The following is a 20006-nucleotide window of genomic DNA, read 5'->3' as shown; positions in this document are numbered from 1 at the left end:
CCTTGCATTCGCCGTACCCCGGCACATACAACAACGTCGCACCCACGAGGAGCGTGCCCATGTCCCAGAATCCGATCGCCGAGACCGTCGCCTCGCTCATGCCCCGTGCCAAGGCGGAGCTGACCGAGCTGGTGGCGTTCCAGTCGGTCGCGGACTGGGCCCAGTTCCCGCAGAGCGAGAGCCAGGCCGCCGCGAACTGGGTGGCCGACGCCCTGCGCGCCGAGGGCTTCCAGGACGTGGCGCTGCTCGACACCCCGGACGGCACCCAGTCCGTGTACGGGTTCCTGCCCGGCCCCGAGGGCGCCCCGACCGTCCTGCTGTACGCCCACTACGACGTGCAGCCGCCGCTGGACGACTCCGCCTGGATCTCCCCGGCCTTCGAGCTGACCGAGCGCGACGGCCGCTGGTACGGGCGCGGTGCGGCCGACTGCAAGGGCGGCTTCATCATGCACCTGCTCGCGCTGCGCGCCCTGAAGGCCAACGGCGGGGTGCCGGTGAGCGTGAAGGTGATCGTCGAGGGCTCGGAGGAGCAGGGCACCGGCGGCCTCCAGCAGTACGCCGAGGCCAACCCGGAGCTGCTGGCCGCCGACACCATCGTCATCGGCGACGCGGGCAACTTCCGCCTCGGCCTGCCGACGGTGACGGCCACCCTGCGCGGCATGACCCTGATCAAGGTCAAGCTCGACACCCTGGGCGGCAACCTGCACTCGGGCATGTTCGGCGGTGTCGCCCCCGACGCGCTCGCCGCGCTGATCCGCCTGCTGGACTCGCTGCGCTCCGAGGACGGTTCGACGACCGTGGACGGTCTCGCCTCGGACGCGGTGTGGGAGGGCCTGCAGTACCCGGAGGCCGACTTCCGCGCCGACGCGAAGGTCCTGGACGGCGTCGAGCTGATCGGCGAGGGCACCATCGCCGACCGGCTGTGGGCCCGTCCCGCCGTCACCGTGCTGGGCATCGACTGCCCGCCGGTCGTCGGCGCCACCCCGTCCGTGCACGCGAGCGCGGGCGCGCTGATCAGCCTGCGCGTGCCGCCGGGCGTGGACACCACGGAGGCCATCAAGCTGCTGGAGGCGCACCTGGTGGCGCACACCCCGTGGAAGGCGCGGCTGGAGCTGGAGGTCGTCGGCCAGGGCCAGCCGTTCCAGGCGGACACGAGCAGCCCGGCGTACGCGTCGATGGCGGCGGCCCTCAGCGAGGCCTACGACGGCCAGGAGATGCAGATCAGCGGCATGGGTGGGTCCATCCCGCTGTGCAACACGCTGACGTCGCTCTACCCGCGGGCGGAGATGCTGCTGATCGGGCTGAGCGAGCCGGAGGCGCAGATCCACGCGGTGAACGAGAGCGTCTCCCCGGAGGAGCTGGAGCGGCTTTCGGTCGCCGAGGCCCTGTTCCTGGTGAACTACGCGGCGTCCAAGAGCGCCTGACCGCCCGACGCCGGCCCCGGCGTCCCCTCCCCTTACGCCCAGGGCGCACTGCGCCCTGGGCGTACTCCGCTCCCGGCGAAGTCGGGTGCCCGGGGCGGGCCGGGGAGCCTACGGTCGCCGCCATGGATCTTGTTGAAGTCATCCCGGACCGGCTCCACATGCTGCGCTTCGCCATCGGCCAGGCCTATCTCTGGCAGGACGGCGGGGCCCTCACCCTGATCGACGCCGGGCACGCCGGCTCCGCCGACGACATCGAGGGGGCGATACGTTCCCTTGGGCTGGAGCCGGAGCGGCTGGAGCGGATCGTCCTGACGCACTGCCACCGCGACCACGTCGGCGCCGCCGGAGAGCTCGCCGCCCGCCGGGGCGCGCCCGTCCTGGCCCACCGGCTGGACGCCCCGGTGGTGCGGGGCGAGCAGCCGGTCCCCGAGCCGGTCCTGCTGGACTGGGAAGTCCCGCTGTACGCGCACGGGCTGACGACCCCCGAGGCCCCGCCGACCCGGGTCGACCGGGAGCTGGAGGACGGCGAGGTGCTGGACTTCGGCGGCGGGGCGGTGGTGGTCCACGCCCCGGGGCACACGCCGGGCAGCATCGGGGTGCACCTGCCCGAGCACGGGGTGCTGTTCACGGGGGACTGCGTGGCGGGGGTCGGCCAGGTGATGCTGGGCGTCTTCAACACCGACCGGGACCGGGCGATCGCCTCGTTCGGCCGGCTGGCCGCGCTCGCCCCGTCCGTGGCCTGCTTCGGGCACGGCGACCCCTGTACCGAGGACACCGCGAAGGCCCTCCACGCGGCCGCCCGGGCGGCCGCGGCCGCGGGCTGAGTCCGGCCCGGTCCGCGAGGCGCGGCAGGGACCCCGGTGCGCGGGACCGGGGTCCGGGCCCCGTCAGGGGGCGGGGTCCGGGCCCCGTCAGGGGGTGGGGCGGCCCGCCTCCAGGTAGAGCGGGGTGCCGCGCTCGCGGGCGCGCAGGGCCCAGCGCAGCCGCTCGTAGCGCTGCGGCGGCAGCAGGGCGGCCGCCTCGGACTCGGTGACGAAGCGCCAGGCCCGCAGTTCCGGGCCGGGCAGCCGCAGCCGGGCGATCTCCGGCTCCGCCAGCCGTCCGCCGTCGAACAGCAGCCGCAGCCCGCCGTAGGCCGGGGAGCGGGGCGGTTCCCAGTCGACGACGAGCAGTCCGGGAACCTGCTCCAGCGTCAGGCCCAGCTCCTCCGCGACCTCGCGTACGCCGGCCCGTGCCGGGGCCTCGCCCGGCTCGACCACCCCGCCCGGGAACTCCCAGCCGGGCTTGTACGTCGGATCCACCAGGAGGACCCGGTCCCGGTCGTCGAAGAGCAGCACCCCCGCCGCCACCGTCTCCCGCGTGGGCTCCGGGGTCTGCACGATGTCGCAGACCGCCGCCGTGTCGGTGCGTACGGCGTCGGCGATGCGCTGCGCCGTCTCCCGTACCGTCAGGTGCCCGTTGTCGACGAGGTGCGCGTCGGCGCTGAGCCAGCCGAGGGCCTGCCGGTAGACCGGGATGTGGTCGTACGCCCACTGGCGGACCCGTACGTCCACCACCTCCGGCGCCCCCGGCTCCTGACGGGTGGCGATGCGCTCACGCAGGATCGTTTCCTCCGGGGCGAGCAGCACGTGCCGCACCGCGATCCGGCGGGCCGCGAGGCCGCCGAAGATCTCGTCGCGGTACTCCTGCCTCAGCAGGGTCATCGGCACGACCAGGACCCCGCCCAGCTCCGCCAGCATCGCCGCCGCCGTGTCCACGACCAGCCGCCGCCAGATCGGGAGGTCCTGGTAGTCGTCGACCTCGGCGAGGCGTTTGGGCGGCAGCAGCCGGCGCAGCGCGTCGCCGATGAGCTCCGGGTCGTACAGGCTGCCGTCCGGAAGGAGTCCGGCCAGTTCACGGGCCGCGCTGGTCTTCCCCGCCCCGAAAGTGCCGTTGATCCAGACAATCACGTCTACCCCTCTCCCTGTGGCTCGCCTCCGAAGCCCCCCGGTGGCTTGCCCGCCCCACCCTGCCATGGAAACCCGCCCGCCGGTCGAGTGCTTATGCTCGGGTGCGGCGCCGGGACCACAGCCGTCCGCCCGCCGCCCGCCACCCGCCGCCTCCGGAGGTTTCCCCGCCGTGCCGCAGACCCGCCACCCGTCCGAGCCCCGCTACGGCAACCGGCCGACCATGAAGGACGTGGCGGCCCGGGCGGGCGTCGGTCTGAAGACGGTCTCGCGGGTCGTCAACGGCGAGCCGGGCGTCACCCCCGACACCGAGCGGCGGGTGCAGGAGGCCATCGAGGAGCTCGGTTTCCGGCGCAACGACAGCGCGCGGGTGCTCCGCAAGGGCCGCACCGCGACCGTCGGCCTGGTGCTGGAGGACCTCGCCGACCCCTTCTACGGCCCCCTCAACCGGGCGGTCGAGGAGGTGGCGCGCACGCACGGCGCGCTGCTCATCAACGGCTCCAGCGCCGAGGACCCGGACCGCGAGCGGGAGTTGGCGCTCGCACTGTGCGCCCGCCGGGTCGACGGGCTGATCGTGATCCCGGCCGGGGAGGACCACCGCTACCTGGAACCCGAGATCCGGGCCGGGGTGGCCACCGTGTTCGTGGACCGCCCGGCGGGCGGGATCGAGGCGGACGTCGTCCTGTCGGACAGCTTCGGCGGCGCCCGGGACGGGGTGGCGCACCTGATCGCCGCCGGGCACCGCAGGATCGGCTTCATCGGCGACCACCCCCGCATCCACACCGCGACGGAACGCCTGCGCGGATACCGCGATGCCATGGCCCGGGCGGGCCTTCCGGTGTCGGACGCCTGGGTCTCCCTCGGCTCCACCGCCCCGGAACGGGTGACGGCGGCGGCCGGTGCGATGCTGACGGGCCCGGAGCCGGTCACCGCCGTCTTCGCGGGCAACAACCGGGTCACCGTCACCGTCGTACGGGTCCTGGCGGCGCTGCCCCGGCCGGTGGCCCTGGTCGGCTTCGACGACTTCGAGCTCGCCGACCTGCTGCGGCCGGGCGTCACGGTGGTCGCCCAGGACCCGGCGGCCATGGGCCGGGTGGCCACGGACCGCCTCTTCCAGCGCCTGGCGGGCACCCCCCTCCCCCCGGCCCGCATCGAACTCCCCACCCGCCTCGTCCCCCGCGGCTCGGGCGAACTCCCGCCGTTCACCGGATGAGCCCGCGCAGCCCCTGCACGGCCCCGCCGGCGGCGCCGAGCCCGGCGAGCACGGCGAGCGGCACCGCCACCCCGCCGAGGTAACTCAGCCCGCCGGTGACGAGCCCGGCCATCAGGGCGCCGAGGAGCACGACGGCGGCGTGCAGGGTGAGGAGGGGCGGATCGGTGTCCGGGGCTGTGGTCATGCCCCGATCCCACCGCCCCGCCCGTCGGCACGCCACGCCCGCCGGACGAACCCGTAGCGCCCCCGGACACCGCCGGACACCGGCGCTGACCGGCACTGTTCGGAATCGTCCGGCGGAGCGTCCCGCCCGGCCCTAACCTGTGCGGTGATGAACGGCGTGCGTGCATTCGACGAAGAACTGAAGGCGTTCGCGGCGGACTTACGCCGGCTGCGGCTCGACCGCGGCAACCGGTCGTACCGCGAACTCGCCACGCGTGCGGCGAAGTCCAAGACCGGGATCCGGCTTCCGGTGCCCACCCAGAGCGACGCGTTCCGCGGGGACCGCCTGCCAGGGCTGGACGGCCTCATGGGCCTGGTCCGGATCCTGCACTCCTACGACGAGTTCGGCCAGGAACGGCCCGTCCCGCCCCACAACTCCCCCGAACTGGAACCCTGGCGCCGCCGCTGGCGCGACCTGGCCGCCCTGGCGCCGCTCCGGCGTTCGCCGGCACCCGAGCCCGCGGCTGCGCCCGCACGGGCAAACCGCTTCGTCCTGGCCCACGTACTGACCACACGGACCAACAACAACTATTGCGCGGCGTTCTCCCCCGACGGCCGGATCCTCGCAGTGTCCGGCGAGGACGACGAGGACACGATGGTCCAGCTGTGGGACCCCGTCCTCGGACTGCCGATCGGCACCCTCAACGGCCAACGCGGCGCCCTGTCGCTGGCGTTCTCCCCCGACAGCAAGGTCCTGGCGGTCGGGGACATGGCGGGCACTGTGGGGCTGTGGGACACCACGACCCTCCGGCCGACGGGGCCGCCGTTGCCCGGCAGCAGGGGTTCGATCGACGCGATCGCCTTCACGCCGGACGGCGGGATCCTGGTCGCGGCCGATGACGAGGGGATCGTCCATCGTTGGCGCATGGCGACCGAAGAGACTCTCGGATCGCCTTTGATCGGCCACAGCGGTGAGATCAGGGCCATGGCCTGTCTCCCTGATGGTGGTCTCCTGGCCGCCATGAGGGACGGGCACGCAGTACGTGTGTGGGACCTGACGGCCAACAGGACTCTCGGCAGCCCCCTGATCGGGAGCATGAGAGGACCCCTCAGCGCCGCCTTCTCCGCCGACGGCTCCCTGCTGGCCACGGTCGGCAGGGAGGAGTCAGCCCTGTGGGACACCGCAACCAGCACCGTCGTCCGCAGCCTGGACGGAGCGGCCGGTTCCGGGGCTGCGGTCGCGTTCTCACAGGACGGCCGCCTGCTGGCCACCATGAGTGGCGGCGGCACCGTACGTCTGTGGAACCCTTCGACGGGTGCCCCCTCAGGCCCGCCCCTGACCGGGCACAACGATCTGCTGGACGTACTGGCGGTGTCCCCGGACGGCCGCATGATCGCCGCGTGCGGCGAGACGGACGCGCTGGTCGTCTACCACGACCGGCCACACGCGGAACCCGCACCGACCCGGCCGCTCGCGGCACGGGCCCTCGCCAGCGCCCTGCGCGAACACCAGGCCGTGGCCCTGCCTCCCCTGTCGTCCGAGACCGGGGTCGCCCTGCGCAGGCCGGCCTTCTCCCCCGACGGCGGGCGCCTCCTCGTCCGTACCGAGGACCGCCGGGTCCTCACCTGGGATCCGGCGGCACGCGTCCAGCTGCCCGAGTCCCTGCCCACGCCCGGCAGTACGGCGCCCTGGGGGCTGGGCTTCCCGGCCGACGGCGGGCCGGCCGTGCTCTGGACCCCGGGCCTGCCCCTCTCCCGTCCCCTGTCCCTGGTGCGGCACGTCGCGTTCTGCGGCGCCACCGGGCCGGTGGCCGTGATCGGTGCGGAGGGACGGGTGTCGGTGCTGAACACGGCTGCCGCGCACGTTCCGGACGGGGTCTCGGACGTGTACGCCCTCGCCGCCGGTCCGGAGTGGAGCGTCCTGGCAGCCGCGATGGGCGAGCGGGTGGTGCTGTGGGACCCGGCCGACCGGGCACCGACCGGCCTGGAGCTGGAGGGTCACCTGAGTGGCGTCGGCTCCCTGGCCTTCTCCCCGGACGGAAAACTGCTGGCCACCGGTGACATCGACGGACACGTCATGCTGTGGGACGTGACCGCCCTCCGGGCCCCCGGCCGCCGTCTCTCCGGGCACACCGGCCCCGTCCACGACCTCGCCTTCTCCCCTCAGGGACACCGGCTGGCCAGCGCGAGCGAGGACGGCACCGTGCAGCTCTGGGACCCTGCGACGGGCAGGCCCGCCACCGACCTGCCGCTGACCGGGCACGCCGGCGCGGTCCGGGGTGTCGCCTTCTCCCCCGACGCGAGCCTGCTGGCCTCCGCCGGGGACGACGGGACGGTGCGCTGCTGGCTCGTGCCGACGGCCCGGGCCCGGTGATCCGGGGCCGGGCCGTGCGGCGGGGCCGGGTGGGTCAGGCGGTGGCCGTCAGGGTGGCCGAGCGGCGCGGGATGGCGAAGGCGTCCAGTTCGGCGCGGGTCAGGCCGGTGAGGGCGGTGACCTCGTCGGTGCCGACGGCGCCGCAGTCGAGGCCGCGGACCAGGTAGCCGGCCAGGGCCTTGGCGGTGGCCGGCTCGTCCATCACGTCGCCCTCGATCTTCGCGACGTACGCCTTCAGGCGCGCCGCGGCGGCCTCCAGGCCCTCGCGGTAGAAGGTGAAGACGGCCGCGTAGCGGGTCGGCAGGTGCGCCGGGTGCATGTCCCAGCCCTGGTAGTAGGCGCGGGCCAGGGCGCGGCGGGTGAGGCCGTAGTGCAGCTTCCAGCCCTCGTGGACCTTCTCGGTGGTGCCGATGGGCAGCACGTTCGTCGAGCCGTCGGAGACGCGTACGCCGGTGCCGGCCGCGGCGACCTGCATGATGGCCTTCGCGTGGTCGGCGGCGGGGTGGTCGCTGGCCTGGTAGGCGGCGGAGACGCCGACGCAGGCGCTGTAGTCGAAGGTGCCGTAGTGCAGGCCGGTGGCGCGGCCCTTGGAGGCCTCGATCATCCGGGCCACGGTGGCGGTGCCGTCGGAGGCCAGGATGGACTGGCTGGTCTCGATCTGGATCTCGAAGCCGATGCGGCCCGGACGCAGCCCGCGCGTGGTCTCGAAGGCCTCCAGCAGCTCGACGAACGCGGAGACCTGCTCGGCGTAGGTGACCTTGGGCAGGGTCAGGACCAGGTTGTCCGGGAGGCCGCCGTGGGCGAGCAGGCCGGAGAGGAAGACGTCCGTGGTGCGGATGCCGCGGTCGCGGACGTTGGACTCCATGCACTTCATGCGGATGCCCATGTACGGGGCGTTGGTGCCGTTGGAGTAGGCCTCGGAGATCAGGCGGGCGGCGCGGGCGGCGGCCTGGTCCTCCTCCTCGTCGGAGCGGACGCCGAAGCCGTCCTCGAAGTCGACGCGGAGGTCCTCGACGGGCTCGGTGGCGAGCTTGGCGCGGACGCGGTCGTAGACCGGTACGGCCAGCTCGTCGGGGATGCCGAGTACCTTGGCGAAGGTGGCGGCGTCCGGGGCGTGCTCGTCCATGGCCGCGAGGGCCTGGTCGCCCCAGGAGCGGATGGTGTCGGCCGTGAAGACGTCACCGGGGACGTAGACGGTGTGGATGGGCTGGCGGGTGCCGGGGTCGCCCGGGTAGTGACGCGCGAGTTCCGCGTCCACCGGCGCCAGGGAGGCGCTGATGCCCTCGCTGACCGCGCCTGCGAGGCTCGTCGCCACCTTCTCCTGCTGACCCATCGTGCACTCTCCTCTTTTCCGCTTCACGGAAGCTTAGATCCGCATAGCAGAATTTAGTCACGGGGTTCCGCTCAGTCAATGGTCCCTCCACCGCCTGGGACAAACGACTCGGGGCCGTGCGGTGACAATCACCACACGGCCCCGTAGGCCAAGAGATGCGCAGGTCAGCGACCGGGCGCGGAATTTCAGCCCTTGCGCGCCTTGATCTCGCCCGTCAGCTGCGGGACGACCTCGAAGAGGTCGCCGACCACGCCGTAGTCGACCAGGTCGAAGATCGGGGCCTCGGCGTCCTTGTTGATGGCCACGATGGTCTTCGAGGTCTGCATGCCGGCCCGGTGCTGGATCGCGCCGGAGATGCCGGAGGCGATGTACAGCTGCGGGGAGACCGACTTGCCGGTCTGGCCGACCTGGTTGGAGTGCGGGTACCAGCCGGCGTCGACGGCGGCGCGCGAGGCGCCGACGGCGGCACCGAGGGAGTCCGCGAGGTCCTCGATGATCGCGAAGTTCTCGGCACCGTTGACGCCGCGGCCGCCGGAGACCACGATCGCGGCCTCGGTCAGCTCCGGGCGGCCGGTCGACTCGCGCGGGGTGCGGGCGACGACCTTGGTGCCGGTGGCCAGGGCACCGAAGGTGACGGCGAGCACCTCGACGGCACCGGCGGCCGGGGCGGCCTCGACCGGGGCCGAGTTCGGCTTCACGGTGATGACCGGGGTGCCCTTGGACACGCGGGACTTGGTGGTGAACGACGCGGCGAAGGCGGCCTGGGTCGCGACCGGACCCTCGTCACCGGCCTCCAGGTCGACGGCGTCGGTGATGATGCCGGAGCCGATGCGCACGGCGAGGCGCGCGGCGATCTCCTTGCCCTCGGCGGAGGACGGGACGAGCACGGCGGCCGGGGAGACGGCCTCGTACGCGGCCTGGAGCGCGTCCACCTTCGGTACGACGAGGTAGTCGGTGAACTCGGGGGCGTCGGCGGTGAGGACCTTGACGGCACCGTGCTCGGCGAGCACGGCGGCGGTGGCCTCGGCACCGGCGCCCAGGGCGACGGCGACGGGCTCGCCGACGCGGCGGGCCAGCGTCAGCAGCTCGAGGGTGGGCTTGCGGACGGCACCGTCCACGTGGTCGACGTAGACGAGAACTTCAGCCATGGGACTGCTCTCCTGCTATTGCGAAGTGTCTGGGGGCTTGAGAGGGGTGACCGAAGCTCTTAGATGAACTTCTGGCCGGCCAGGAACTCGGCCAGCTGCTTGCCGCCCTCGCCCTCGTCCTTGACGATCGTGCCGGCGGTGCGGGCCGGACGCTGGGCCGCGGAGTCGACCGCGGTGTAGGAGCCTTCGAGGCCGACCTCTTCTGCCTCCAGGTCCAGGTCCGACAGGTCCCAGGACTCCACCGGCTTCTTCTTGGCGGCCATGATGCCCTTGAAGGACGGGTAGCGGGCCTCGCCCGACTGGTCCGTCACCGAGACGACGGCCGGGAGGGAGGCCTCCAGCTGCTCGCTGGCGGAGTCGCCGTCGCGGCGGCCCGTGACGGTGCCGTCCTCGACCTTGACCTCGGAGAGCAGGGTGACCTGCGGGACGCCCAGGCGCTCGGCCAGGATCGCCGGGAGGACACCCATGGTGCCGTCGGTCGACGCCATGCCCGTGATGACCAGGTCGTAGCCGGCCTTCTCGATCGCCTTGGCGAGGACCAGCGAGGTACCGATGACGTCGGTGCCGTGCAGGTCGTCGTCCTCGACGTGGATGGCCTTGTCGGCACCCATCGACAGCGCCTTGCGCAGCGCGTCCTTGGCGTCCTCGGGGCCCACCGTCAGGACGGTGATCTCGGCCTCGTCCGCCTCGTCGGCGATCTGCAGCGCCTGCTCGACGGCGTACTCGTCGAGCTCCGACAGCAGACCGTCGACGTCGTCGCGGTCGACGGTCAGGTCATCGGCGAAGTGCCGGTCACCGGTGGCGTCGGGCACGTACTTCACACAGACAACGATCCTCAGGCTCACGCCGGCTCTCCTACCGCATCGTCTTTTTCTGAAACCGCCTTGTGCAGGCAGCATAGGCGCCTTGTAGGGCGGGTCCCGGTCGGGGCGGCCCGCGCTCCGAAGGGAATGTTACTCGTCAGTACACAGTGGGTCTTCCCCGGTTGCAAGGCCGCTGAACTGTGATCTGTCCAACGCCGCCCGAACCCGTCCCAGCAGGGACGATTCAGTCCCGCAACGCGTTGAAGCGCCCCTGGTGGTACAGCAGGGGGCGGCCCTCCCCGGCGGGGTCCCCCGCCACCGCCTCGGCGATGACCACTCGGTGGGCCCCGGCGGGCACGCGCGCCACCACCCGGCACACCATCCACGCCAGCACCCCGCCGAGCAGCGGCACGCCGTGCGGCCCCGGGGCCCACTCGGTCTGCGCCCCGAAGCGGTCGGCGCCGCTGCGCGCGAAGAGGCCGGCCAGCTCCCTCTGGTGCTCGCCGAGTATGTGGACGCCGAGGTACTCGCCGTCGCGCACCGCCGGCCAGCTGGAGGCGCCGGTGCCGATGGTGAACGAGAGCAGCGGCGGGTCCGCGGAGACGGAGTTGAGCGAGGTCGCGGTGAAACCGGCGGGCCGGCCCCCGGTCCCTGCGGTGATCACCGCGACGCCCGCGGCGTGCCGCCGGAAGACGGAACGGAGCAGGTCGGGGGAGCCGGGCAGGGGGACGTCGGTGGAACCGAGGGGTACGGGCGGGGCCGTCGGAGCCGTCGGAGCCGTCATGGGGGATTGTTTCCTTACTCCCGCGTGGTCGCGGGCGCGCTGGGTGGACCGGGGGCCGGGGGCCTGGACAGGGGCCTTCAGCGGTCCCGACAGCGCGCGCTCGCATGGCGGACGAGGTCCACGTGGAGCCGCCCGTAAAGCAGGAGTTCATACCGCATGCGGCCAGCCTGTCGATCTCACGCGTACACAGTCAAGCCACAGCGGGCAGATGTCAGGCGCGTCACGCTGCGTGCGGGCGCGCGTACCGGCGCGTCCGTCACACCGCCGCCCCCAGGGCGGCGATCACGTCGGCCTTGCGGGGCATCCCGGCCGCGCGCCGGACGACGCGCCCGGCGGCGTCCAGGACGAGGACCGTGGGGGTCTTCTCGATGCCCAGGGCGCGCACGAGTTCGAGGTTGCGCTCGGCGTCGATTTCGATGTGCTCGACGCCGTCCACCATTTCGGCGACTTCCGCGAGGATCCTGCGGGTGGCCCGGCAGGGCTGGCAGAAGGCGGAGGAGAACTGCACCAGGCTGGCCCGCTCCCCCGGCTCCCGGCCCAGCTCGGCGGCCCCGAGGGGCCCCCGCCCGCCCGGCGGCCGCGTTCCTTCTCCGTGCCCGTGCACACCCGCTCCCGTCCGCCCTGTTCGCATGTACGTACCCTGGTCCGAGCATCCGTCCGGCGCCCGGCATTCCCCGCGTGACGAGAATCTCGCCCGGCGCGGGCGTCTGGGCTGGCCAGCGGGCCGCGTTTGGGGCACGATCCCCATGGCCGCGTACCTACGCTGCCGTAACTTCCGGCCGGGAGCACCTCCCCAGGCAGAAAGCGGGGTCTCCCCATCATGGCTGAGCTCGTATACCCCCCGGTGATCGGTGCCGCGCACACCCTCTTCCGTGCGCTGGACATCCGGATCGACATGAAGGGCACCGAGAACATCCCGCGCAAGGGCGGGGCGGTCCTGGTGTCGAACCACATCGGCTACCTCGACTTCATCTTCGCCGGCCTGACCGCGCGCCCGCAGAAGCGCCTGGTCCGCTTCATGGCCAAGGAGTCGGTGTTCCGGCACAAGGTCTCGGGCCCGCTCATGCGCGCGATGAAGCACATCCCGGTGGACCGCCAGCAGGGCGAGACCGCGTACCAGCACGCGCTGGACTCGCTGCGCTCCGGCGAGATCATCGGGGTGTTCCCGGAGGCGACGATCTCCCAGTCGTTCACCCTCAAGAGCTTCAAGTCGGGTGCGGCGCGCATGGCCCAGGAGGCCGGGGTCCCGCTGATCCCGGTGGCCCTGTGGGGCACGCAGCGGCTGTGGACCAAGGGGCGCCCGAAGAACCTCAAGCGCAGCCACATCCCGGTGACCATGCGGGTCGGCGAGCCGATCGAGGCGCCGAAGGACCAGTTCGCGGGCGCGATCACCCGCCGCCTGCGGGAGCGCGTGCAGGAGCTGCTGGACGCGGCGCAGAGCGCCTACCCGGCCAAGCCGCAGGGCTCCGAGGACTCCTGGTGGCTCCCCGCCCACCTCGGAGGCACCGCCCCGACGGCCGCGCAGGTCAAGGAGCGCGAGGCCAACTGACCCCGCCCCCCGCCGGCTGACCCCGCCCTACTCCCCCGCCGCCGGACCGCCCGCCGGATCCGGTGGCGTGCCGTCGCGCCTGCGGCGCCGGTGGGCGGCTACCCGGGCTCGCGTGGCGCACGCCGGGGCGCAGTAGCGGCGGGCACTGCCGGGACCGGCCCCGAGGAAGAGCCGGCCGCAGCCGGCCGCGGCGCAGGCGCCCCAGACGAGGCGCCCGTGTTCGGTGAGCAGCTGGGCGAGGACGAGGGCGCCGGAGGCCAGGAACCACTCCCCCCAGTGCGCCCCGTCGCCCCGGTCCACGTGCAGGTGCCAGGGGTGGCCGTCGTGCCGGGTCAGCCGGGGCCGGGTGGCGCACTCCTCCAGCAGGGCGTTGACGGCCCCGGCCGCGCGGTCCTCGTCGGTCTCGGCGAGGACCTCCGCCATGCGCCGGACCGCGGCGCGCAGTTCGTCCGCCTCCTCTTCCGTGAAGACCTCCGGCGCGAGTTCCTCCGGACGCTCCCCGTGCCGGGCGAGCAGCTGCGCCAGGGCGGCGCGCGGCAGTGCCGGGTCCGCGCGGACCGCCTCCGCGAGCTCGATCAGCCTCCGGGCCGCCGCGAATCCACCGCTCGAGTCCCGCCGGTCCGCCATGCACGGATCCTTTCATCCTGCACTCGTCTGACGTAACGTCTTTTCCGCTTAACACGTTACCCAAAGCGGAGGGGGTTCGCCGATGGGCGGGTTCGGGCGGTATCTGGCGGCGGCACTGGCCGCGCGCTTCGCGTCCGAGGGCATGGGCATGGCCGTGGTGCTGCTGGCCGTGGAGCGCACCGGGAGTGCCGCTCACGGGGCGTTCGTGCTGACCGCCTGGCTGGCGCCGCACGTGCTGGCCGCGCCGCTGGCGGGGACCGCCGCGGCCCGGGCCCGGCGGCCCCGGCTGTTCTACGCGGGCGCGCTGGCGGGGTTCACGCTGGCGGTCGCGGCGCTGTCGGCGCTGCTGGGGCGGGCTCCGGTGCCGGTGGTGCTCGCGGTGGCGGTGCTCGGCGGGACCTGCGGGCCGGTGGTGACCGGCGGGCTCTCCAGCCTGGTCGCGGGACTGCTGCCGGAGGGCCCCGCGCGGGACCGGGCGTACGGCTGGGACGCCTCCACGTACAACGCGGCCGCGGTGACGGCCCCGGCGGCGGTGAGCGTGGTCGGGGCGGTGCTCTCGGCCGGGCCCGCGATGGCGGTGCTGGCGGGTTCGGCGGCGCTGGCGGCGCTGCTGGCGGCGTCCCTTCCGTACGCGGACCCGGGCGCGGGCCGCTCCCCGGACGGACCCCGCGCCGGGCTGGGGGCGGGGCTGGCCGCCCTGTGGCGGGTCCGGGAGCTGCGTGCCATCACCTCGGCGACGACCCTGGCCTTCGTGGGGATCGGGTCGCTGACCACCACCTCGGTGCTGCTGGCGATCGGGCTCGGCAGTCCGGGCGCGGGCGGGGTGCTGATGACGGCCTTCGCGGCGGGCGCGCTGGCCGGGTCCCTGACGCTGGGCCGGATGACGGGCGTGGCGCCGGGCCGGCTGGCCCGCTGGGGCATGGCGGGGACCGGGGTGGCCCTCGCGGTGGCGGCGTTCACGCCGTCGGTGGCCCTGACGGCGGTGGCGTTCGCGGTGGCCGGCTACTGCGACGGGCCGCTGCTGACGGCCACGCTGCGGATCCGCTCGGAGAACGCCCCGGCGGAGGTGAGGCCGCAGGTGTTCACGCTGGGGGCGGGCCTGAAGATCACGGCGGCTTCGACGGGCGCCGCCCTGGTGGGGCTGGCCGCCACCGCGCCGCCGTGGACGCTGCTGCTCGGGATCGCCGTACTGCAGCTCGCGGCCGCCGCGCTGCACGCTCTGGTGGCCGGCCGGGGGCCCGCGCCGGCCGAGGCGGTCACAGAGCCGTCGGAAGGTTCCGCCACAGCTGCGGCCGGTCCGCGGAGTCCTGGAGCGCCTTGAGCGTCGCGGGGTGCGGGGCGGCGTGCAGCTCGGGGTAGTCGACCTCGCCGAGTTCCGGGCGGACCGGGAAGGCGAGCCGCTCCCGGTCGAGGTCGAACCGCGCGTCGACGCCGGGCTTGTTGCCGCGCGGATCGATCCGGGACCAGGTCTCGGCGCCGGGCAGCCGGACGGCTACGAGCCCGTGGACGACGGGGTCCGAGCCGTCGTCCTCCGTCAGCCTCTGGTAGCACAGGGCGGCGGGGATGCCCTGGGCGCGCAGCAGGGCGGCGAGGGCGTGGGACTTGGCGTAGCAGATGCCGTTGCGGGTGGCGAGCACGTCGGAGGCGCGCCAGGAGACGCGCGGGTCCCCGGAGTCGGCCGAGTGCGGGATGGTGTCGCGGACGAATTCGAAGGCCGCTTCAGCGTATGAGTATGCGCCGCCGGTGGCGGACCAGAGGGCGTCGGCGGTCTCCTGCACCAGGGGGTGCCAGTGGTCGATGGCCTCATCGGAGGCCAAATACGCATGGATATCGGGGTTCTGCTGGATGAGCTGCATGGGCGGGAGCATAGGCATGCCTCTGACCGTAGATCAATAGATCTACGGTCAGAGGCATATTTATGCAGCCATGCGGGAGGGAGCGGCTAGCGGGCCAGCTCCTCCTTGAGCGCCTGGAGGAAGCCGTCCACGTCCTCTTCCTGGGTGTCGTAGCCGCACATCCAGCGGACGTGGCCGGCGGCCTCGTCCCAGAAGTAGAAGCGGTACCGCTGCTGGAGCCGGCGGGACACCTCGTGCGGCAGCTTCGCGAAGACGGCGTTGGCCTGCACCGGGTAGAGGATCTCCACCCCGTCGGTCTCGCGCACGCCCGCCGCGAGCCGCTGCGCCATCGCGTTGGCCTGGCGGGCGTTGCGCAGCCACAGGTCCTTCGCGAGCAGGGCCTCCAGCTGCACCGAGACGAAGCGCATCTTGGAGGCGAGCTGCATCGACATCTTGCGGATGTGCTTCATCTGCCGGACGGCGTCCGGGTTCACCACGACCACGGCCTCGCCGAACATCATGCCGTTCTTGGTGCCGCCGTAGGACAGCACGTCGACGCCCACCGCGTTGGTGAACGTGCGCATCGGCACGTCGAGCGAGGCCGCGGCGTTGGCTATCCGGGCACCGTCGAGGTGCACCTTCATGCCGAGGCCGTGGGCGTGCTCGCAGATCGCCCTGATCTCGTCCGGGGTGTAGACCGTGCCGAGCTCGGTGTTCTGGGTGATCGAGACGACCTGGGGCATGGCCCGGTGCTCGTCCTCGAAGCCCCAGGCCTCCTCGTCGATCAGCTCGGGGGTGAGCTTGCCGTCCGGGGTGGGCACCGCGAGCAGCTTGAGGCCGGCCATCCGCTCCGGGGCGCCGCCCTCGTCCACGTTGATGTGGGCGCTCTTGGCGCAGATCACGGCGCCCCAGCGGTCGGTCATCGCCTGGAGGGCGGTGACGTTCGCGCCGGTGCCGTTGAAGACCGGGAAGGCCTCGGCGTACGGGCCGAAGTGGCTGCGGATGACCCTCTGCAGGTGTTCGGTGTACTCGTCCTCGCCGTAGGCGACCTGGTGGCCGCCGTTGGCGAGCGCGATGGCCTCCAGGATCTCCGGATGCACCCCCGCGTAGTTGTCGCTCGCGAAACCGCGGACCGCCGGATCGTGGTGGCGGCGGGCATCGGTCTTCACGGTTGTGGAGTGAGCCACAGACGCTGTCCGTTCACTTCGGAGGCGGGCCGCTCCCAGACGCCGGCGATGGCCTCGGCCAGCTCCTTGACGTCGGTGAAGCCCGCGAACTTCGCATTGGGACGCTCGGCGCGCATCGCGTCGTGCACCAGTGCCTTGATCACCAGGATCGCAGCAGCGGCCTGCGGGCCGTCCTCTCCCCCGGCCTTGCGGAAGGAGTCCGCCATGGCCAGGGTCCAGGCCTCGGCGGCCGCCTTGCCGGCGTTGTACGCGGCGTTGTTGGCGACCGGCTTGTGCGCGCCGGACTGGCTGATCAGCACGTAGCGTCCGCGGTCGCTGCGCAGCAGCCCGTCGTGGAAGGCGAGCGAGGTGTGCTGGACGGTGCGGATGAGGAGCTTCTCCAGGAAGTCCCAGTCCGCGAGGTCCACGTCGGTGAAGGTCTTGCTGCCGCGCCAGCCGCCGACGAGGTGGACCAGGCCGTCGACCCGGCCGAACTCCTTCTCGGTGCGCTCGGCCCAGGCCTTGGTGGCCTCCAGGTCGAGCAGGTCGACGGTGTCACCGGTGACGGTGGCGCCGCCGTGGGCGTAGCGGGCGGCGTCGACGGCCTCCGCCAGGCGCGCCGCGTCGGCGTCGGAGGCCACGACCGTGGCCCCCGCCTCGGCGAGGCGCATCAGCGCGGCCCGGCCGGCGGGGCCGCCGGCCCCGGCCACCGCCACGACGGCTCCGTGGAGCGTCCCATTGCCGTTCATCCGTACAGCCTCCTGTGCGCGGTCGCTCACGCGGCGGCCCGCTCGGCGTCGTCAGCGTTCGCCGGGGTGATGCCCTTGGTCGAGGCGATCACGCCCTTGAGCTTCTTGGCGAGGGCCTCGTAGAACATGCTGAGGGGAAACTCGTCGGGAAGCACGTCGTCCACGAGCTTGCGCGGCGGCTGCGTGAGGTCCAGGGCGTCGGGGCCCTTGGCCCACTTCGAGCCCGGGTGCGGGGCGAGGTAGGTGGAGACCAGCTCGTAGGCCTTGAACCAGTGGACCAGCTTCGGGCGGTCGATGCCCGCGCGGTAGAGGTCCTCGATCTCGGCGCACAGCTGGTTGGTGACCTGCGGGGCGCGCATCCAGTCGATCTTCAGCTTGTTGTCCGTCCAGCGCACGACGTCGTGCTTGTGGAGGTACGCGAAGAGGAGCTGGCCGCCGAGACCGTCGTAGTTGCGGTTGCGGTCACCGGAGACGGGGAAGCGGAACATCCGGTCGAAGAGGACGGCGTACTGGACGTCGCGGCCGTGCTCGTTGCCCTCGGACTCCAGCTTCACGGCCTCCTTGAAGGCGGTGAGGTCGCAGCGCAGCTCCTCCAGGCCGTACATCCAGAACGGCTGGCGCTGCTTGATCATGAAGGGGTCGAACGGCAGGTCGCCGTGGCTGTGGGTGCGGTCGTGGACCATGTCCCACAGGACGAAGGCCTTCTCGCAGCGCTCCTGGTCCTCGACCATGCGGGCGATGTCCTCGGGCAGCTCGATGCCCAGGATGTCCACGGCGGCGCCGGTCACCTTGCGGTAGCGGGCGGCCTCGCGGTCGCAGAAGATGCCGCCCCAGGTGAAGCGCTCGGGGGCCTCGCGCACGGCGATGGTCTCCGGGAAGAGCACCGCGGAATGGGTGTCGTAGCCCGGGGTGAAGTCCTCCAGGGTGATGCCGAGGAAGAGCGGGTTGTCGTACCGGGTGCGCTCCAGCTCGGAGAGCCACTCGGGCCACACCATCTTCAGGACGACGGCCTCGAAGTTGCGGTCCGGGTTGCCGTTCTGCGTGTACATCGGGAAGACCACGAGGTGCTGCAGGCCGTCGGCGCGCTGGGCGGCCGGGTGGAAGGCCAGCAGCGAGTCCAGGAAGTCCGGCACGCCGAAGCCCTGCGCGACCCACTTGCGCAGGTCGGCGACGAGCGCGGCGTGGTACGCGGTGGCGTGCGGCAGCAGCGGGGACAGCTCCTCGACGGCGCCGGCGACCCGCTCCACGGCGGCCTCGACGTCGGCGCGGGCGGGGGCGCCCTCGGCGTCGAAGTCGATCGATCCGTCCTTGGCCTGCCAGGGGCGGATCTCCTCCACGGCGGCCTTGAGCGCGGGCCAGGCGGGGTGGTCGACCACCCGCGCGCCAGCGGTTATCACGGCACCGCCGGAGCCCGGCACAAGAGTTTCCGTCATGTCACTTCCTCCACAGGAGAACCTCGCGTTAAGACAGCGTATGCATGCGAGGCTCTCCCACTCAAGAGGAAACTAAGGAAATTATCCTGTGGGACCCCCCACTCCACCGGAAGTCTTCCCGTAACGCACGGTGGAATCCACCACTCCGCCTAGTAGTTGACCCGTTCGGCCTCCACCGGCGGCACGGTGAAAATAAAGGGGGGACTCCCCCACCCAGGGGCCGGTCCGCCCCACCCGGGGGCCGGTCCACCCCACCCGGGAATCGGTCCGCCCCACTCAGGCGGGGTCCGGGCCCCCGCCCTCGCCCCGGAAGTGCGGGATGACCTTCTCCCCCCACTGCCGCAGGGTCTCCAGACAGGCCTCCTGCGGCACCGTGCCCATCTGGACCAGGCACATCACCTCGTCCGCGCCCGCCGCCCGCAGCCGCTCCACGTACGCGATGGCCTCGTCGGCGCTCCCGTAGGCGTGGTCGGCGTTGAAGGTGGCCGTGGAGGTCGGCCGCACCGGGATGTCCAGCTCGTGCAGCCGGGCCACGACCTGCTCGGCGGCCCGGCGCATCTCCGCCGCCTCGTCGGCGCCGGCCACCACCGCCTCGTCCGGAATGCCCGCGCCGCCGTACCAGTGCCCGATGGACTGCGCGAAGAACCGCTGCCCGCGGACGCCGATCCGGCGGGCCTCCTCGGGATCGTCCAGCACGATGGTCGGGCACAGCACCGAGAAGTGGTCGTTGACGGCCGTGGAGACGAACCGGCCGCCGTCGCGGGCCGCGAGCGCGGCGTCGTACACGGCCCGCATCCCCGCGATGGACTCCGGCCCGGCGAAGCCCATCACCAGCGCCCCCACGCCCAGTTCGGCGGCCTGCACCAGGGTCTCACCCCGGCTGCAGGCCAGGAACAGCGGCGGGTGGGGCCGCTGCGCCGGGCGCGGCAGGATCGGGTGCGGGGCGATGTCCAGCAGCTCGCCGCGGTACTCCAGCTCCTCCTCCTGCCAGGCCTTCCCGATGATCCGCAGCGCCTCCTCCACCTCGGCGGCGGTGCGCTCCCGGTCCACCCCGCACAGCGAGGTCTCCTGCTCCGTGCCACCGCGCCCGGCGCCCAGGTCGAGCCGCCCGCCGGAGAGCAGGTCGAGCATCGCGGCCCGTTCGGCCACGCGCACCGGGTGGTTGAAGTTGAAGGGCATGCACACGACGCCATGGCCGATGCGTATGGTGTGCGTCCGGGCCGCGACGAAGCTCAGGAACACTTCGGGCGCGCTCATGTGCGCGTACCACTTCAAGGAGTGGTGCTCGACGGCCCAGATCCGGTCGAATCCCATGCGTTCGGCGAGGACCGCCTGCTCGACGCAGTCCCGGATGACCTGGTGTTCCCGTTCCACGGTCGGATCGGCCAGCTGAGCCTCGAAGATCACGGAGAATTTCACGATGCCTCCAGGGATGCGTCCCGTACCCGGTCTTACTTCGA

At 72.8% G+C, this 20006-nt stretch carries 19 protein-coding genes; 6 read left to right on the top strand and 13 right to left on the bottom strand.

The genetic code is table 11. The features are described from left to right. Positions 1–59: 59 nt before the first annotated feature. Together OG553_RS30590 and OG553_RS30585 are read left to right on the top strand one after the other, a co-directional pair. The gene (locus OG553_RS30590; protein WP_405982073.1) at positions 60–1424 is read left to right on the top strand and encodes a dipeptidase; all 1365 of its coding nucleotides are present in this window, start codon (positions 60–62) and stop codon (positions 1422–1424) included. Between the two features lie 122 nt (positions 1425–1546). Beyond that, a complete protein-coding gene (locus OG553_RS30585; protein WP_405982072.1) occupies positions 1547–2248 on the top strand; it encodes an MBL fold metallo-hydrolase in 702 nt (233 codons plus the stop codon). An 87-nt stretch (positions 2249–2335) separates the two neighbouring features. Here OG553_RS30585 and OG553_RS30580 read toward each other — a convergent pair whose 3' ends face one another. Then, positions 2336–3373, bottom strand: coding sequence for an NUDIX domain-containing protein (locus tag OG553_RS30580; RefSeq protein ID WP_405982071.1), 1038 nt, complete (start codon positions 3371–3373; stop codon positions 2336–2338). 220 nt (positions 3374–3593) lie between these two features. On the opposite strand from OG553_RS30580, the gene OG553_RS30575 reads away from it, so the two are divergent. Then, complete coding sequence (locus OG553_RS30575) at positions 3594–4583, top strand: LacI family DNA-binding transcriptional regulator (RefSeq protein WP_405983182.1); 990 nt, start codon at positions 3594–3596, stop codon at positions 4581–4583. Here the strand turns inward: OG553_RS30575 and OG553_RS30570 are convergent. Beyond that, positions 4573–4767, bottom strand: coding sequence for a hypothetical protein (locus tag OG553_RS30570; protein ID WP_405982070.1), 195 nt, complete (start codon positions 4765–4767; stop codon positions 4573–4575). The two genes, OG553_RS30575 and OG553_RS30570, sit on opposite strands and share 11 nt — an antisense overlap. 147 nt (positions 4768–4914) lie before the next feature. Between OG553_RS30570 and OG553_RS30565 the strand changes: the two genes are divergently transcribed. Next, the gene (locus tag OG553_RS30565) at positions 4915–7119 is read left to right on the top strand and encodes a WD40 repeat domain-containing protein (protein WP_405982069.1); all 2205 of its coding nucleotides are present in this window, start codon (positions 4915–4917) and stop codon (positions 7117–7119) included. A 34-nt stretch (positions 7120–7153) separates the two neighbouring features. Here the strand turns inward: OG553_RS30565 and OG553_RS30560 are convergent, their stop codons facing one another. From OG553_RS30560 to OG553_RS30540, 5 genes are all read right to left on the bottom strand, one after another. Beyond that, positions 7154–8452: a DUF6986 family protein gene (locus OG553_RS30560; RefSeq protein WP_405982068.1), complete on the bottom strand. Its 1299-nt coding sequence runs from the start codon at positions 8450–8452 to the stop codon at positions 7154–7156. A 185-nt stretch (positions 8453–8637) separates the two neighbouring features. After that, entirely contained in the window at positions 8638–9600 is a 963-nt protein-coding gene (locus OG553_RS30555; RefSeq protein ID WP_405982067.1) for an electron transfer flavoprotein subunit alpha/FixB family protein, read from the bottom strand. 59 nt (positions 9601–9659) lie between these two features. Further along, positions 9660–10445 carry an electron transfer flavoprotein subunit beta/FixA family protein gene (locus OG553_RS30550; RefSeq protein WP_405982066.1) on the bottom strand — a complete coding sequence of 262 codons (786 nt, stop codon included), beginning with the start codon at positions 10443–10445 and terminating at the stop codon, positions 9660–9662. 202 nt (positions 10446–10647) lie between these two features. Beyond that, a complete protein-coding gene (locus OG553_RS30545) occupies positions 10648–11187 on the bottom strand; it encodes a flavin reductase family protein (RefSeq protein WP_405982065.1) in 540 nt (179 codons plus the stop codon). 256 nt (positions 11188–11443) lie between these two features. Next, positions 11444–11818 carry a thioredoxin family protein gene (locus tag OG553_RS30540; protein ID WP_405982064.1) on the bottom strand — a complete coding sequence of 125 codons (375 nt, stop codon included), beginning with the start codon at positions 11816–11818 and terminating at the stop codon, positions 11444–11446. Positions 11819–12007: 189 nt separating this feature from the next. On the opposite strand from OG553_RS30540, the gene OG553_RS30535 reads away from it, so the two are divergent. Further along, entirely contained in the window at positions 12008–12736 is a 729-nt protein-coding gene (locus OG553_RS30535; protein WP_405982063.1) for a lysophospholipid acyltransferase family protein, read from the top strand. A gap of 27 nt (positions 12737–12763) precedes the next feature. Here the strand turns inward: OG553_RS30535 and OG553_RS30530 are convergent, their stop codons facing one another. Beyond that, on the bottom strand, positions 12764–13363 hold the full coding sequence (locus OG553_RS30530; protein ID WP_405982062.1) for a CGNR zinc finger domain-containing protein: 600 nt from the start codon (positions 13361–13363) through the stop codon (positions 12764–12766). A gap of 82 nt (positions 13364–13445) precedes the next feature. On the opposite strand from OG553_RS30530, the gene OG553_RS30525 reads away from it, so the two are divergent. Next, on the top strand, positions 13446–14684 hold the full coding sequence (locus tag OG553_RS30525; protein WP_405982061.1) for an MFS transporter: 1239 nt from the start codon (positions 13446–13448) through the stop codon (positions 14682–14684). Here the strand turns inward: OG553_RS30525 and OG553_RS30520 are convergent. The 5 genes from OG553_RS30520 to OG553_RS30500 form a co-directional block, all read right to left on the bottom strand. Beyond that, on the bottom strand, positions 14620–15219 hold the full coding sequence (locus tag OG553_RS30520) for a transglutaminase family protein (RefSeq protein WP_405982060.1): 600 nt from the start codon (positions 15217–15219) through the stop codon (positions 14620–14622). The two genes, OG553_RS30525 and OG553_RS30520, sit on opposite strands and share 65 nt — an antisense overlap. An 86-nt stretch (positions 15220–15305) precedes the next feature. After that, positions 15306–16367, bottom strand: a complete 1062-nt coding sequence (locus OG553_RS30515) for a threonine aldolase family protein (RefSeq protein ID WP_405982059.1) — start codon at positions 16365–16367, stop codon at positions 15306–15308. Continuing rightward, entirely contained in the window at positions 16364–17113 is a 750-nt protein-coding gene (locus OG553_RS30510; protein ID WP_405982058.1) for an SDR family NAD(P)-dependent oxidoreductase, read from the bottom strand. The genes OG553_RS30515 and OG553_RS30510 overlap by 4 nt, the downstream gene beginning before the upstream one ends. A 26-nt stretch (positions 17114–17139) precedes the next feature. Beyond that, a complete protein-coding gene (locus tag OG553_RS30505; RefSeq protein WP_405982057.1) occupies positions 17140–18546 on the bottom strand; it encodes a DUF6421 family protein in 1407 nt (468 codons plus the stop codon). Positions 18547–18822: 276 nt separating this feature from the next. Beyond that, entirely contained in the window at positions 18823–19965 is a 1143-nt protein-coding gene (locus OG553_RS30500; RefSeq protein ID WP_405982056.1) for an LLM class flavin-dependent oxidoreductase, read from the bottom strand. Positions 19966–20006: the final 41 nt, after the last annotated feature.

The sequence above is a fragment of the Streptomyces sp. NBC_00158 genome (assembly GCF_045160885.1).
Lineage (GTDB): Bacteria > Actinomycetota > Actinomycetes > Streptomycetales > Streptomycetaceae > Streptomyces.
The sequence above is the reverse complement of the archived record's forward strand: the minus strand, read 5'-3'. Positions and strand labels throughout refer to the sequence as shown.

Coding starts and splice junctions, on each gene's coding strand:
- OG553_RS30590 (WP_405982073.1), top strand. CDS start 60: ATGTCCCAGAATCCGATCGCCGAGACCGTCGCCTCGCTCATGCCCCGT.
- OG553_RS30585 (WP_405982072.1), top strand. CDS start 1,547: ATGGATCTTGTTGAAGTCATCCCGGACCGGCTCCACATGCTGCGCTTC.
- OG553_RS30575 (WP_405983182.1), top strand. CDS start 3,594: ATGAAGGACGTGGCGGCCCGGGCGGGCGTCGGTCTGAAGACGGTCTCG.
- OG553_RS30570 (WP_405982070.1), bottom strand. CDS start 4,767: ATGACCACAGCCCCGGACACCGATCCGCCCCTCCTCACCCTGCACGCC.
- OG553_RS30565 (WP_405982069.1), top strand. CDS start 4,915: ATGAACGGCGTGCGTGCATTCGACGAAGAACTGAAGGCGTTCGCGGCG.
- OG553_RS30560 (WP_405982068.1), bottom strand. CDS start 8,452: ATGGGTCAGCAGGAGAAGGTGGCGACGAGCCTCGCAGGCGCGGTCAGC.
- OG553_RS30555 (WP_405982067.1), bottom strand. CDS start 9,600: ATGGCTGAAGTTCTCGTCTACGTCGACCACGTGGACGGTGCCGTCCGC.
- OG553_RS30545 (WP_405982065.1), bottom strand. CDS start 11,187: ATGACGGCTCCGACGGCTCCGACGGCCCCGCCCGTACCCCTCGGTTCC.
- OG553_RS30540 (WP_405982064.1), bottom strand. CDS start 11,818: ATGCGAACAGGGCGGACGGGAGCGGGTGTGCACGGGCACGGAGAAGGA.
- OG553_RS30535 (WP_405982063.1), top strand. CDS start 12,008: ATGGCTGAGCTCGTATACCCCCCGGTGATCGGTGCCGCGCACACCCTC.
- OG553_RS30530 (WP_405982062.1), bottom strand. CDS start 13,363: ATGGCGGACCGGCGGGACTCGAGCGGTGGATTCGCGGCGGCCCGGAGG.
- OG553_RS30525 (WP_405982061.1), top strand. CDS start 13,446: ATGGGCGGGTTCGGGCGGTATCTGGCGGCGGCACTGGCCGCGCGCTTC.
- OG553_RS30520 (WP_405982060.1), bottom strand. CDS start 15,219: ATGCAGCTCATCCAGCAGAACCCCGATATCCATGCGTATTTGGCCTCC.
- OG553_RS30510 (WP_405982058.1), bottom strand. CDS start 17,113: ATGAACGGCAATGGGACGCTCCACGGAGCCGTCGTGGCGGTGGCCGGG.
- OG553_RS30505 (WP_405982057.1), bottom strand. CDS start 18,546: ATGACGGAAACTCTTGTGCCGGGCTCCGGCGGTGCCGTGATAACCGCT.